General features: G+C 45.6%; 14 protein-coding genes. 11 read left to right on the top strand and 3 right to left on the bottom strand.

Annotated features, from left to right (window positions below):
- Positions 1 to 4 precede the first annotated feature (4 nt).
- The 6 genes from AC1TPC_RS07160 (at position 5) to AC1TPC_RS07135 (ending at position 6,534) form a co-directional block, all read left to right on the top strand.
- The gene (locus AC1TPC_RS07160; protein ID WP_482066177.1) at positions 5 to 1,198 is read left to right on the top strand and encodes a glycine C-acetyltransferase; all 1,194 of its coding nucleotides are present in this window, start codon (positions 5 to 7) and stop codon (positions 1,196 to 1,198) included.
- Between the two features lie 11 nt (positions 1,199 to 1,209).
- Positions 1,210 to 2,184, top strand: coding sequence for an NAD-dependent epimerase/dehydratase family protein (locus AC1TPC_RS07155; RefSeq protein ID WP_482066176.1), 975 nt, complete (start codon positions 1,210 to 1,212; stop codon positions 2,182 to 2,184).
- Between the two features lie 47 nt (positions 2,185 to 2,231).
- Entirely contained in the window at positions 2,232 to 2,801 is a 570-nt protein-coding gene (locus tag AC1TPC_RS07150) for a helix-turn-helix domain-containing protein (RefSeq protein ID WP_482066175.1), read from the top strand.
- 311 nt (positions 2,802 to 3,112) lie between these two features.
- Positions 3,113 to 3,412 (top strand): hypothetical protein, encoded by a 300-nt coding sequence (locus tag AC1TPC_RS07145; RefSeq protein WP_482066174.1) that lies wholly within the window; start codon positions 3,113 to 3,115, stop codon positions 3,410 to 3,412.
- A 26-nt stretch (positions 3,413 to 3,438) separates the two neighbouring features.
- On the top strand, positions 3,439 to 5,022 hold the full coding sequence (locus tag AC1TPC_RS07140; protein WP_482066173.1) for a stalk domain-containing protein: 1,584 nt from the start codon (positions 3,439 to 3,441) through the stop codon (positions 5,020 to 5,022).
- Between the two features lie 654 nt (positions 5,023 to 5,676).
- A complete protein-coding gene (locus tag AC1TPC_RS07135) occupies positions 5,677 to 6,534 on the top strand; it encodes a class II fructose-bisphosphate aldolase (protein ID WP_482066172.1) in 858 nt (285 codons plus the stop codon).
- Between the two features lie 64 nt (positions 6,535 to 6,598).
- Here AC1TPC_RS07135 and AC1TPC_RS07130 read toward each other — a convergent pair whose 3' ends face one another.
- From AC1TPC_RS07130 to AC1TPC_RS07120, 3 genes are all read right to left on the bottom strand, one after another.
- Complete coding sequence (locus AC1TPC_RS07130; RefSeq protein ID WP_482066171.1) at positions 6,599 to 7,516, bottom strand: aldo/keto reductase; 918 nt, start codon at positions 7,514 to 7,516, stop codon at positions 6,599 to 6,601.
- Positions 7,517 to 7,820: 304 nt separating this feature from the next.
- The gene (locus tag AC1TPC_RS07125) at positions 7,821 to 8,456 is read right to left on the bottom strand and encodes a GNAT family N-acetyltransferase (RefSeq protein ID WP_482066170.1); all 636 of its coding nucleotides are present in this window, start codon (positions 8,454 to 8,456) and stop codon (positions 7,821 to 7,823) included.
- Positions 8,453 to 9,022 (bottom strand): hypothetical protein, encoded by a 570-nt coding sequence (locus AC1TPC_RS07120; protein ID WP_482066169.1) that lies wholly within the window; start codon positions 9,020 to 9,022, stop codon positions 8,453 to 8,455. The genes AC1TPC_RS07125 and AC1TPC_RS07120 overlap by 4 nt, the downstream gene beginning before the upstream one ends.
- Positions 9,023 to 9,209: 187 nt before the next feature.
- On the opposite strand from AC1TPC_RS07120, the gene AC1TPC_RS07115 reads away from it, so the two are divergent.
- The 5 genes from AC1TPC_RS07115 to AC1TPC_RS07095 all read left to right on the top strand — a co-directional run bounded on the left by AC1TPC_RS07115 (position 9,210) and on the right by AC1TPC_RS07095 (position 13,202).
- Positions 9,210 to 9,833: a TetR/AcrR family transcriptional regulator gene (locus AC1TPC_RS07115; RefSeq protein WP_482066168.1), complete on the top strand. Its 624-nt coding sequence runs from the start codon at positions 9,210 to 9,212 to the stop codon at positions 9,831 to 9,833.
- A 53-nt stretch (positions 9,834 to 9,886) separates the two neighbouring features.
- A complete protein-coding gene (locus AC1TPC_RS07110) occupies positions 9,887 to 10,228 on the top strand; it encodes a zinc ribbon domain-containing protein YjdM (protein WP_482066167.1) in 342 nt (113 codons plus the stop codon).
- A gap of 229 nt (positions 10,229 to 10,457) precedes the next feature.
- Positions 10,458 to 11,582: an ROK family transcriptional regulator gene (locus AC1TPC_RS07105; RefSeq protein ID WP_482066166.1), complete on the top strand. Its 1,125-nt coding sequence runs from the start codon at positions 10,458 to 10,460 to the stop codon at positions 11,580 to 11,582.
- A 44-nt stretch (positions 11,583 to 11,626) separates the two neighbouring features.
- Positions 11,627 to 12,361: a glucosamine-6-phosphate deaminase gene (locus tag AC1TPC_RS07100; RefSeq protein ID WP_482066165.1), complete on the top strand. Its 735-nt coding sequence runs from the start codon at positions 11,627 to 11,629 to the stop codon at positions 12,359 to 12,361.
- A gap of 106 nt (positions 12,362 to 12,467) precedes the next feature.
- A complete protein-coding gene (locus tag AC1TPC_RS07095; RefSeq protein WP_482066164.1) occupies positions 12,468 to 13,202 on the top strand; it encodes a cupin domain-containing protein in 735 nt (244 codons plus the stop codon).
- The last annotated feature ends 51 nt before the right edge of the window (positions 13,203 to 13,253 follow it).

Raw genomic sequence — 13,253 nt, 5'->3', positions numbered from 1 at the left:
ACGGATGAGAAACCAAAGATTATCTTCAACTCTACGTCAAGAACTTGACGAGCTTCATCACCGGGGGTTGTATCCGACGATTGACACGCTGGAAGGCCCGAACGGTCCCATTATTCGGCTGAAAGGCAAGGAGCTTGTGAATCTCTCGTCCAACAATTATTTGGGACTTGCGACTGACGGGAGATTGGTGGACGCTGCGGTCAAGGCCACGATACAGTACGGGGTCGGAAGCGGAGCCGTACGGACGATTAACGGGACATTATCGCTGCATGACGAACTGGAGGAAAAGCTGGCCGCGTTTAAGGGAACTGAAGCTGCTGTTGCTTATCAGTCTGGCTTCAACTGCAATATGGCAGCGATTTCAGCGATCATGGGCGCAGGGGATGCCATTCTGTCAGATGAGCTCAACCACGCTTCCATTATTGACGGCTGCCGGTTAACGAAAGCGAAGGTAATCCGGTACGGTCATTCCGATATGAACGATTTGCGGAGCAAGGCACAGGAAGCAAGGGAGTCGGGTGTATTTGATAAAATTATGGTCATTACGGATGGTGTGTTCTCAATGGATGGCGATATTGCGAACCTGCCTGAAATCGTAAAGATTGCAGAAGCCTACGATCTGATCACCTACGTGGACGATGCGCATGGTACGGGAGTGCTCGGCGGAGGAGCGGGTACCGTGAAGCATTTCGGTCTTTCCGACCATATCGATTTTCAAATCGGCACCTTGTCGAAAGCAGTTGGAGTGGTAGGCGGTTACGTGGCGGGAACGCAGGAAGTCGTCGATTGGCTTAAAGCGCGCAGCCGTCCATTCCTCTTCTCAACGTCGCAGCCGCCGGGCACGATTGCGGCATGCATTGCGGCGATCGGTATTATCCAAGACAGCAAAGAGCTGCAGGAGAAGCTTTGGAACAACGCGGCATATTTGCAAAATGGCCTGAAGAAGCTTAGGTTTACGGTTGGCCATACGGTGACGCCAATCACGCCTTGCATGATCGGCGACGAGCAGCTGACCCAGCGCTTCAGCGCGAAGCTGTATGAAGAAGGCGTATACGCCAAAGCAGTCGTATTCCCGACCGTACCAAAGGGAGCGGGACGCATTCGCAATATGCCTACTGCCGATCATACGAAAGAAATGTTGGACCGTGCGTTGTCTATATATGAATCGGCGGGCCGCGAGTTCGGCATCATTCTTTAGGAGGAAACGATATGAGGCGTATTCTTATTACCGGCGCGTTTGGACAGATTGGCAGCGAATTAGCGGTTCGGCTGCGTCAGATCTATGGCCATGATGCGGTAATGACGACGGACATCCGGGAGTGTTCCAGTGAAGCGGCGCAGTCCGGACCGTTCCAGACTTTGGACGTAACCGATGGCAAGGCCTTTTACAATACGGTGAAATCGCATCAGGCCGATACGGTTATCCATCTAGCGGCTTTGCTGTCCGCGACGGCAGAAGCATTGCCGATGCATGCGTGGCAGTTGAATATGGGAGGGCTGCTGAACGCGCTGGAGGCGGCAAGAGAGCTTAATTGCCGGCTATTCACGCCGAGCTCAATCGCGGCCTTCGGCATGGAGACGCCGAGATTCGGTACGCCGCAAGTTACGATGCAGCGCCCTGCGACGATGTACGGCATCAACAAAGTGGCCGGCGAGCTGCTGTGCGATTACTATTTCCACAAATATAAGGTGGATACGAGGGGGCTTCGCTTTCCCGGACTGATCTCCCACGCCGCTCCTCCGGGAGGCGGGACGACCGATTATGCGGTCGACATGTACGTAAGCGCGGTGAAGACCGGCCGCTTCACTTCGTATATCGATAAAGGGACTTTCCTAGACCTCATGTATATGCCAGATGCAATCAATGCGGTGATTAAGCTGATGGAGGCGGATGCATCCCGGCTTAAGCATCGAAACGCCTTTAACGTGACGGCAATGAGTGTTGATCCCGAAGGGATTGCAGCCAGCATCCGCAGGCATCTGCCAGCCTTCGAGCTGGATTACGACATTGACCCTCTGCGGCAATCTATCGCGGACGGTTGGCCGGATGCAATAGACGCATCGGCTGCGCGCGAAGAATGGGATTTCCGTGCTGATTACGATTTGGATCGGATGACCGACGATATGCTCTCTAATCTCAAAGAAAAGTCGACTTATAGCGAGATAAGTTCGAATCTGTTATAATACGCTTAACTTTGGCTGGATGACGGTTTAGAGAGAGGCTGCGAGAGATGGAACAGATTCACAAAAAGGTCGGGAAAAATCTGCTGGCCATTCGGAAATCGCGCGGTTTAAGCCTGGATAACATGGCCGAAATGACCGGTGTGAGCAAGGCAATGATCGGGCAGATTGAACGCGGGGATTCGAATCCGACAATCTCGGTGCTGTGGCGCATCGTCAACGGGCTTGGAATCTCATTTACGACACTTATCGAAGACGTGGATTCGGAGGTGACGGTAGCAACGCCCGGCAATCTGGAGCTGTTCTCGGAAGACGACGGTGCTTACCGCGCTTACCCGATGTTCCCATATAGCTTGCGAACGAAGCTCGAGTCCTACATGGTCACAATCGAACCGGGCTGCGTGCACGGCTCCGAGCCGCATAACGACGGGGTAGAGGAATATATTTTCGTTCATCAGGGTGTACTGGAGCTTATGCACGACGAGGAATCCTACGAGGTGCCGGCAGGCAGCGCTGTTCATTTCCATGCGAACAGGCCGCATTGGTATCGCAATTCAGGTTCCGAAGCGGTACATTTCTTTACGGTTATTTTCTATGCCGACGCCGCGGCGCGCGGATAACGATGGATAACTCATTTTCAATCTATCCTTAATAAGGAAATCGTTTTAACCGATCACAGAAAGACGGGACCACGGGTTCTGTCTTTTTTTTTGATATTGAAGCTTAGTTATAATAAAGTTGCCTCTATTTTTCTACTTCATTCTCTTTGGAATTAGCAGAAGCAGCATCTAAAAGGTTTAATCCGGCAAAATGTAAATCTCGACAATATTCTCATTCAGCTCCAATCGGGTCGACAGACATTCCAGCTTATTAATCAATCCCCATCGATGCTTACAGACGGGCGGGCTTCCTTTTAAAAATCGGTTTATTAATGGTTCATTTTTTTCATTCGGAAGAAACGGAAGATCATCTGTTTGAGGTCGTCCATCATCTTAATTTGGGCAGCGAGTTTATAACCGATCAGGCGGAAATGGAACAATTGGCGCGGCTTAACCTGAAAGCAGGAAGAAAGGCTAAAGCTTCTACAGCATATGTTCAAGCATTAGCGCTTTTAAAGACAGGCGCTCATCAAGCTGCAAGTAAAGAGAAGAGTACAAGCGATCTCCAAAGTAAGGGAGCTGCAGCTTCTGGATTAGATAATTTATGGGTAAAATTAATTGGGATGATATAATGGTAAAAGTAGGGAGGGGTAGAAAAATGATAAGGTTTAATAGAAATGTTTTATTGCTAATGATAGTATTGATGTCCTTCTCGTTGATCGATTTTGGTGCCTCAGCCATAGCTGCTGGGAAGACGCCCATTAAGGTGATTGTTGATGGTGACGAGATTAAGCTTTCTGTTAAGCCGATTGAAGTTAAAGGAAGCAAAATGCTGCATGCAAAAAATATATTTGATGCGCTGAATATCAGTTCGAAATTTGAGAAGAAGCGTATTACGGTAAATCATGGGGGTACTTCGTTCAAAGCAGAAGTAGATCAATCCAGAATTTACATTGGGAATCGGGAGCTTCGATTAACACAGCCGCCAATTATAAGGGATGGGCGTATCTATGTACCGGCGCGGTTCATCGGAATTGTACTCGGCAAGGACGTGATGTACGATTCTACAAACAACCAATTAATTTTCGGATTGACCGATGATGCTAGGAAGGCTCTGCAGCGGAGCTTGTTCGAGGCAGCGAGAAAGGGCGATGCAATCGCCATTGCAAACCTGCTTAAGCGAGGGGCCGATCCGAACGGTAAATTAATCATTGAATACTTATTTAATACGCCATTAGACTACTCAATTATTAATAACAGAACAGAAGCTGCTCGCGCCTTGATAAATGGCGGAGCCCAAATGAAGGGGAACGGTCAGGATTTAGGCTCTACGGTGATTCTGCATCAGAATGCCGAATTGCTGGATCTGCTGCTTACGGCGGGTCTAGATCCCAATCAAAAGGATAGAACCGGAACGCTGCTAGAGTCAGCCTCAGGTATTATCGGAATTTCATCGGAGGGAACTCCCTCAAGGAATCTATATCCTTCCCCTGCTATTGTTGATACGTTGCTGAAGCATGGAGCAGATCCAGGAATCGACAACTCCCTGTATCGAGCAGTCCGCGCTCAGAACTATAGCATTGTTCAATCTCTGCTAAGAGCCGGTGCTGATCCTTATAAAATGAATGAACACGGCTATACGCCTTATGAATTGAGCGTTCAGCAAAATATAAACAGCTGGATGGTTATACAAGGAAAACGTGATACACTTCCTTTATTTACCTTATCGGATGCCAAGGGGCGCCGAATTGAAGAAGGTAACATGAATCTTCGTTCCCAGGATAAGCCCGAAAGCCCAGTAACCTATACGCAATGGACTGCTGGCGAAATAAACTTGGACGTACCGAATGGGAAATATCAGATTGTTAACGTAAACGTGAAGGGTAAAGCATATATTTTATCGCAAAGTTTTTCGATTACGGTTCAGGGCGAGATGACGACACCCGATAATCTGAAATTGCCTGAATTAAATGTCAGTGGCAGGTTAACCGGTGACTCGGTTCCAATAGAAGGCGGCTCCATTACGCTGTATAATGCCCAAACATCTATACTTGTCCATGTAGAAGTGATAGGTAACCAATTTAATCTCTATGCGCCATCTGGGCAGTATCGAGTCATTGGATATCGAGATGCTTCCGGAAAACCACATTCAGTGAGTACCAATTTCACGGTAGCCGAAGAAGGCGGGGTTCAGAATATTGCAGTTGAACTTAAGAAAGTTGATAACCCTATGAATCAGTAGTGTTCCATATGTTGATTCTCTAGTAAAGAATAAAAAGAAGGAGACTCTAGAGTGCCTAGAGTCTCCTTTCTCATTGTTCCGATTAACGGAGCAACTGCAATACGCCTTGCGGCTGTTGGTTGGCTTGTGCGAGCATCGCTTGAGCGTTGACGATGTATTCTCCTGGTTTTCTTCCTAGTACTAACATTAAGCTCGCCCCTTTAATAGATCGTATTGAACCATCGGCCTTTGCATTCCTTAGGATAGTGAAACTCGAAAAAGGAATCTAACGAAAGTTATAGTTCGACAAAAAACTTGAAAAATAGAAGGTAAAACAGAAAAAATTCAACCTAGAGGAGTTAGGGCTGCTCAGAAAAAAGAATAGATAAGTTGACTTTGAATGGAATAGCAAATAAAGCGGAGGCCATAATAGGGTTATGAATATGATATAATCGAAGAAGTGACAAAAAGTAATCAGCCTGCTATAGGTGTCTTATAATGAAATTTGTGATAAAATGTAGACGACTTATAAGAGGAACGTGAACGAGGCCAAACCCATTCCGTTCGTGCCAATACAACTGCAGCTTATGAACGCAATTTTAAATTGCAGATGAATTGGGTATGATTGAAAGGTCTAGTCATTAACTTGCAATTATTTTGAAGGAGGATTTAAAAATGGCATTGGTTTCGATGAAAGACATGTTGAACAAAGGTTTAAAAGAAGGTTACGCTGTTGGTCAATTCAACATCAACAACCTGGAGTGGACACAAGCAATCTTGGGTGCTGCTCAAGAAGAGCAATCACCAGTTATTCTTGGCGTTTCTGAAGGTGCAGCTCGTTACATGGGAGGCTTCACAGTTGTAACTGCAATCGTGAAATCTCTTATCGAAGAAATGAAAATCACGGTTCCGGTTGCTATTCACCTTGATCACGGTTCAAGCTTCGAAAAATGTAAAGCAGCCATTGATGCAGGATTCACTTCTGTTATGATAGATGCTTCCCACTCCCCATTCGAAGAGAACGTAAAAACGACGCAACAAGTCGTTGCATACGCGCATGAGCGCGGCGTTTCCGTTGAAGCTGAGCTTGGAACAGTTGGCGGACAAGAGGATGATGTTATCGCTGATGGCGTTATCTATGCAGATCCACAAGAGTGTAAACAGCTAGTTGAGCTTACTGGTATTGACTGCCTTGCTCCAGCACTTGGTTCCGTTCACGGACCTTACAAAGGCGAGCCAAACCTAGGCTTCAAAGAAATGGAAGAAATTTGCCAAACAATTAAGCTTCCATTGGTATTGCACGGTGGTACAGGCATTCCTACAGCTGATATTAAGAGATCAATCTCGCTGGGAACTGCAAAAATCAACGTAAACACAGAAAACCAAATCTCATTTACAAAAGTTGCTCGTGAAATCTTGACTTCTGATTCAGAAGTATACGATCCACGTAAATTTTTGGCACCAGGCCGTGACGCAATCAAAGCAACAGTTGCGGGCAAAATGCGCGAGTTTGGTTCTTCCAATAAAGCGTAATAAGCAGAAAAGTGAAATGGTTGGTCCGAATGCATCTTGCATCCGGTCCAACCATTTTTTTGTGTTAAGGCAGAACATTGCCAGCCGCGCGGAAGATCGCATACCATTCTTCGCGTGTCAGATGCACATCGCTTGCCTTGATGCAATCCTTTAACCGGTCGATATTCATCGTGCCGATGACTGGCTGCATGTTCGCGGGATGGCGCAAGAGCCAAGCGATAGCAATTGTAGTGTTGCTAACTTCATATTTGCTTGCAATTTCATCGATTTGTTGATTCAATTCCGGGAACTTGTCGTTTCCGAGGAATACGCCCTCAAAAAATCCGTATTGGAATGGCGACCATGGCTGAATCGTGATGTCGTTCAGTCTGCAATAATCGAGAATGTTGCCATCGCGGTTAATAGCAGAGTCATTTTCCATATTTACGTTAAAGCCGTTGGAAATCATGTTGGCATTGGTGATGCTGAGCTGCAGCTGGTTTGCAACAAGCGGCTGCTTCACCGATTTCTTCAGCAGCTGGATCTGCATTGGAGTTTGATTGGAAACGCCGAAATGGCGCACTTTGCCTGAGCTTTCAAGAAGATCGAACGCTTCTGCTACCTCTTCCGGTTCTACCAGCGTATCCGGACGATGCAAAAGCAGAATATCCAAATAGTCGGTTCTAAGTCGTTTCAAAATTTTGTCTACAGAATCTAAAATATGCTCTTTGGAAAAGTCGAACATTCCTTGACGAATGCCGCACTTGGATTGCAGGATGATTTTCTCGCGAATGCTCTCATTCATGTAGATGGCATCTGCAAATATTTCCTCGCAAGCTCCCCCGCCGTATATGTCCGCATGATCGAAGAAGTTCGCCCCTTCGTCCAGCGCGGTTTGAACAAATTGCTCAGCCTCGGTCTTGTCCAGCGAATTAATTCGCATACAGCCGACAGCAACGACAGGCACCTCTAATGTGCTGGTTCCTAATTTAATTGTTCTCATGATTGAAATAAGTCCTCCTTAGTGATTGATTAATCCGGCTTGAAGGTTTTGTCGCATATAGGGATGTGGTTCGTCTTATCTCACTTCGTTCAAGTGAAAGTATAGCTGAAAACATAGTCTTTCGTAAGAGCTGAAATATTATATAGTAACTAAAAGAAAAGTAACCAAGATATGATATTGCCTAATAGGCTGGGGTTTCATATCGTTCTTCATACATATATGATAAATGTCCTCGTTCAGAAGTTCGACAAGCTCGAACAGGGTACCTAGCCGGATACCCTGTTTTTCGTCGTTTGGAATCATGCTATTTTTTCAAATAGAACATGCCATACACAGGTAAATCGCTAATTTGCGTTTCGCTGCTTAAAATAAATCCAAACCTTCGATACAAATCTATATTTTGTTTGTTTTCCGTATCCAGCGCAATACCCTGCGATTTCTTATCCGTATCTACCGCGCTCAGCAGATGAGACAGCAGTTCTTTGCCGATTCCTTTGCCCTGAGCCTGGGGCTCAACGCCAATCATAATGAGGTAGTGATGCGTCACGGATGGAGCGACGGATCTAGTCACTCGCATATAGGAATTAAGGAGATGCAGCGTTTTGCCGGACAATTGAAAAAATAAAGGAATCAGCTGCCAGATTAGTCCCAAGACTTTGATAGGCTGAAGCTTGCTGGTATGCGGCTTCTCTACCACGTAGGCCCCAAGCAATCGTTTTTCTTCAAAATAACCCCATACCTCTTCATTCAGCAAAAAGCTTTTATCAAACATAAAGGAAACAAATGCCTTCACGCTGCCTCTAGCCTTGTGATCTACTTCTAAATCGCCAAATAGATGCAGAAATAAGGGATCATGGGCAAAAGCACGGCTCATGAGTGCTACGAATAAAGGTTTGTCTGCCCTTGTCAGCCTGGATACGTTGTGCGTAGAAATGCTCATGCTGCTTCATGTTTGTTGTTTATGGCTTTGCCATAATGATCAACAGCGAAGCTGAACAGCACCTTCAGCATAAACAACATACAAGTGATCAACATATAGGGCTGAATGTCAGGAAGCAAAGGTAAACAGCCAACGCCTACAGAAGTAAGCAGGCCTGCAACAAATAGCTGTGAATGGCTGCCGATAAGAGCGTTCACGACAAATGCTCCTATAATGGTATAAGCCCACACCATGATTGAATACCAAACATCGACATCTAATAAAAGGGCAACAAGCACGATATGAACATGTATCGCTATAAACACGATGCGATTCTTTGCCCGTGCCGCGTAGAAATTGCTGGTTGAAGCCGTGAAATTTGCGAGACAGCCGGAGAAAATATCGAACATCAATAACAATGCCAGGGCGCTGCGCCACAGCGGCAAATGGTCCGTAAGCTCAGGGAAGCTCACATAAATTGCAGCAGTCAGCAGAGCGCCAAAAAACAGGATGGCTAGAATGGAACCCAAACACTGTTTCTCGCCAAACACATCATGCAAGAACGAAGGAATTCGAATCGGATTCATTTCATTACACTCCCATAACCATTAATGTGTGCGAAGATCAATTTCTGTGAAACTAAAGTTTTGTACTGAATGGACCAATTAACTACAAAATCATTATAACTTCTCGAAAAGGCGTTTTCAATAGATTTATACTGATCTTGTTGAGTTACTCTAAAACTTAAGCTACACTTCAAGTGAGGTGGAGAAAATGAACGGCTACGAGCGAAGGAAACAGAAAAAAATCGAGCAAATATACAGCGTCTCCTTGCAGCTATTTTTCAAGCACGGATTTCAGAAGGTCAGCGTAAATGAGATCGCTCAAATGGCGAATGTCTCGCCTGCTACCATTTATAACTACTTTGGAACGAAAGAGCAGCTATATTCCGATATGCTTTTGGATTGGATGGACAAGCAGCTGGAGAAGTACGAGAATATTTTGGGTTCAGCGCTCTCCTTTCCGGAGAAAACAAAGAAGATCATGCTCTCGGAGGCCAAAAATTTAAAAGTGTTAACCGATGAGTTTTCGAAAGCTCCGTCTACAGAGCTCAGTGGATTGGCGCAAATGATGGAAAGCTATAACGAACGGAAAGTTATGCCGTTTTTTATGAAGTTTGTCGCGATGGGGAAGCAGGAAGGGTATATTCATAGAGACCAGACAGAAGAAACGGCTATGCTGTACTTCACAATGTATAAAAATGAGCTGGGGCGGTACTGGGATACGGCGAATCAAGAGCCTATCAATCGGAGCCTGGATCAGCTGATTGACCTGTTTTTCTTTGGATTAGCGGGGCAGACACTGGGACGGAAGCAGGACGGAGTCGACCACAAGTGATATACTTGTGACTGAATTATAAATGAACAATAATGAATGGAGGACATGAGATCATGTCTAGCTTACCCAATTGCCCGGAATGTGGCTCCGAATATACGTACGAGGACGGAAGTCTCTTGATATGCCCGGAATGCAGCCATGAGTGGAGCTTGCAAGCAGAAAGTGAAAATAATGTAGACAAAAAGATCGTTAAAGATGCCAACGGAAATATTTTGAACGATGGTGACTCGGTAACCGTCATTAAAGACCTTAAAGTAAAGGGCAGCTCATTGGTTATCAAAATAGGCACGAAAGTAAAAAATATCCGATTAATTGATGGCGATCATGATATTGATTGCAAAATCGATACCTTTGGAGCTATGAAACTAAAATCCGAGTTTGTTAAAAAAATATAAATCTTCATGGTGCAAATGAAGATGACCCGTAGATAAATCAAGCTCGAATGGCGCTTACAACATAGGCCGTTGCGGGCTTTTTTTATATTCAACGCCTAATCTGCATACCCCTCCCCCCGCGAAATCTATATCAAAAACGAGGTTGAAATATGAAATCGTTTGCATTATCATTAAAAAGTAGTTTGTTTTTTACACGAACAAACAAGCCTGTATTTGAAAGGAATGTCATATGGATAACAATACAATTTCCCAACTAACAATGAGCTCTAATTTTCTGCAGGTCGTGCAGCTGATTCGTGCCGAGCAGCCCATCAGCAGAGCTGAAATTTCGAAAAAACTAGGTATTGCACGTTCTACTGTATCAGCTATCGTCGATGATCTATTAAATAAAGAAGTCGTGATTGAAAAAGGCTTTGGCAGCTCCACAAAAGAGGGTGGACGTCGAGGCATTCAACTCGGCTTTAACCCGAAATCGGCATACGGCGTTGGGGTGGACATTGGAGGAACGAAGATTTTTATCGTCATTACGGATTTGGATGGAGAAGTCGTATTTAAAGAAAAGATTAAGACGATAGCGGATATCGATGAAATTATAGCTACCATTAATCTGGCGATTTTAAAATCAGGCGTGAATCAGCAATTAATCATTGCAATGGGCGTCGGTGTCCCTGGGATGACGAACACGACAACGGGTGAAGTGATTGATGCCCCGGCTTTAGGGTGGCAGAATGTACCGCTGAAGGACATCATGCAGCAGCAATTCAGCTTCCCTGTATTTATCAATAACGATGTTCGGTGCGCAGCACTTGGGGAGCGGTGGCTAGGATCAGGGGTCATGTCCCAAAATATGTTCTTTATCGCCTTTGGTACGGGGGTTGGCTCGGCCATTATTTATAACGGGCAGCTGCTCGAAGGGCATAACTTCTCCTCGGGCGAGATCGGATATTTCATAGACATGGAAGATGTCGAGAACGGATTAACCAATCAGCCTGGACAGTTCGGGACGTTCGAGAATAAGAACTCCGGCACAGGTCTCTCGAGGCATGGGATTGCTCCTGAAGAGCTGTTTAAGCAGTACGCCAACCAGGATCCTAAAGCAGCAGCTATTATTGAAAAATTTATCCGACAAGTATCGGTTGCCATCGCCAATGTATGCAGCTTAATCAATCCCGAGAAGATCATCATTGGCGGCGGAGTTTCGGAATCGATGCCTATCGTAATGGGCGAAATTAAAAAGAACGTATTAAACTTTACGCCTAATCATGCGGATATCGAGCTGGCGGTTCTTGGCACGGATGCTGGCGGGCTCGGCGCTGTCGCCTTTGCTTTTCAAAAGCTGCAAGAAGTGAATTAATCACTTTTTGCTTCATTTTAAAGCGGATAAGGAGCGGATGAAACATGAATATTGTTGTGTCCAAAGATTACGAGGAAATGTCTCAGCAGGCTGCCGAACAGATTATCCAAGCCGTCCATGCTAAGCCGGATTCCCTCCTCTGCTTCCCTGGCGGCGATACGCCAAGAGAAATATTTCGATTGCTTGTGCAAGCGGCAAAGGACAAACGAGTGGACTTTAGCAAAGCTACCTTCGTCGGACTCGATGAATGGGCAGGGCTTGGCCGCGAGGATGAAGGCAGCTGCATTCATTTCCTCTACAATCAATTTTATAGCCCGGCAGGCATTCAAGATTCGCAGGTGCATGCGTTCAATGCCAAGGAAGAAGACCTTCAAGCCGAGTGCGACAAAATCGATGCGGTCATTAAGCAGCATGGGGGCCTCGACTACATATTGCTAGGTATAGGAGTGAACGGGCATCTTGGATTTAATGAGCCAGGTGTATCCTTTGAGTCATACTCCCATGTATCGGAGCTGGACGCTGTGACCAGCACGGTCGGACAAAAATATTTTAAAGAACAGCGTGTGTTGTCGAAAGGGATTACGCTTGGGATCAAGCATATTCTAGACGCGAAAAACGCGACATTGATTGCGAACGGATCGAAAAAGGCGGATGCTGTGTTTGAAGCCGTCAAAGGACCAGTCGTGAACACGCTGCCTGCGAGCGTTCTTCAGCTTCATTCGAACTCACATCTGTTTGTTGATCGTGAGGCCTATGCCAAGGTTGAGCAGTCTCATTAGAGTGAATTTCACACGGAATAGGGCGTAAAAAATAGTCATCTGTCACGCATCAGCTTCCATCGCATACCTTAAAGTATTGATTACGATGGAATTGGAGTTGTTACAATTGACTGATCCTTACGTGGAGTATACGAAACCAGGTCTACAGTATTTTTTTGATATCAATCAGAACCGTTTAATGACTAGAAACAATGAAAATTTTATTAACCGTTTGGGCCGTGACAATCTAAATACGCTGGGCAACGTTTCTATGCTTGATATTTATTTGAGTAAAGGACGTGTCGTTGAACCGCATTATCATCAAAATGCAGCAGAGCTCGTTTATTGTATTTCGGGAAAAGCGACGGTCACCTTAATCAATCCTTTTAACAACCAACTCACCAATATTACGATCACGCCAGGACAAGTGGCCAATATTCCGCAGGGCTGGTGGCATTGGGAAGTGGCGCTAATCGATGACACTCACTTGCTCGCTATCTTTGATGCTCCATATCCAGAGTATATTTTCGGTTCAGATATTCTTACCAAAACGCCAATAGAAGTCCTTGCCCATACGTATTGCTTGGATCCTGAATTATTGAGGGAAACGCTTAAGCCGCTAAATAATCAAACGATCATTATTGGGCCTACAGATGAATGTGTGGCAGGAGCACAGGTAGAAGCAGCACATAAGAAGCAGAGCAATAAGCAGCAGAGCAATATGCCGCTGCCCAACATGCCGCTTCCTAATATGGTACATCCCAACACGGTACATCCCAATATGGCTAACCAGCCGAATGTCATGCCCCAGCATCAACAACAGTACTTTCCACAAAACCAGTATCATTATGGTAATCGATAATAAATCAGAGGCTGTCCCAAAAGCAGTATGCTAGCTGGGAAGATAGCTCGC

It is taken from the genome of Paenibacillus sp. Y280 (assembly GCF_056786335.1).
Note: the sequence above shows the minus strand (reverse complement) of the source record. Positions and strands in the feature narration are given on the sequence as shown.

What these genes read in the sequence shown, in the direction of transcription:
- AC1TPC_RS07155 (WP_482066176.1), top strand. Translation starts at nt 1,210, where the DNA reads ATGAGGCGTATTCTTATTACCGGCGCGTTTGGACAGATTGGCAGCGAA.
- AC1TPC_RS07135 (WP_482066172.1), top strand. Translation starts at nt 5,677, where the DNA reads ATGGCATTGGTTTCGATGAAAGACATGTTGAACAAAGGTTTAAAAGAA.
- AC1TPC_RS07115 (WP_482066168.1), top strand. Translation starts at nt 9,210, where the DNA reads ATGAACGGCTACGAGCGAAGGAAACAGAAAAAAATCGAGCAAATATAC.
- AC1TPC_RS07110 (WP_482066167.1), top strand. Translation starts at nt 9,887, where the DNA reads ATGTCTAGCTTACCCAATTGCCCGGAATGTGGCTCCGAATATACGTAC.
- AC1TPC_RS07160 (WP_482066177.1), top strand. Translation starts at nt 5, where the DNA reads ATGAGAAACCAAAGATTATCTTCAACTCTACGTCAAGAACTTGACGAG.
- AC1TPC_RS07140 (WP_482066173.1), top strand. Translation starts at nt 3,439, where the DNA reads ATGATAAGGTTTAATAGAAATGTTTTATTGCTAATGATAGTATTGATG.
- AC1TPC_RS07120 (WP_482066169.1), bottom strand. Translation starts at nt 9,022, where the DNA reads ATGAATCCGATTCGAATTCCTTCGTTCTTGCATGATGTGTTTGGCGAG.
- AC1TPC_RS07105 (WP_482066166.1), top strand. Translation starts at nt 10,458, where the DNA reads ATGGATAACAATACAATTTCCCAACTAACAATGAGCTCTAATTTTCTG.
- AC1TPC_RS07100 (WP_482066165.1), top strand. Translation starts at nt 11,627, where the DNA reads ATGAATATTGTTGTGTCCAAAGATTACGAGGAAATGTCTCAGCAGGCT.
- AC1TPC_RS07145 (WP_482066174.1), top strand. Translation starts at nt 3,113, where the DNA reads ATGGTTCATTTTTTTCATTCGGAAGAAACGGAAGATCATCTGTTTGAG.
- AC1TPC_RS07125 (WP_482066170.1), bottom strand. Translation starts at nt 8,456, where the DNA reads ATGAGCATTTCTACGCACAACGTATCCAGGCTGACAAGGGCAGACAAA.
- AC1TPC_RS07150 (WP_482066175.1), top strand. Translation starts at nt 2,232, where the DNA reads ATGGAACAGATTCACAAAAAGGTCGGGAAAAATCTGCTGGCCATTCGG.
- AC1TPC_RS07130 (WP_482066171.1), bottom strand. Translation starts at nt 7,516, where the DNA reads ATGAGAACAATTAAATTAGGAACCAGCACATTAGAGGTGCCTGTCGTT.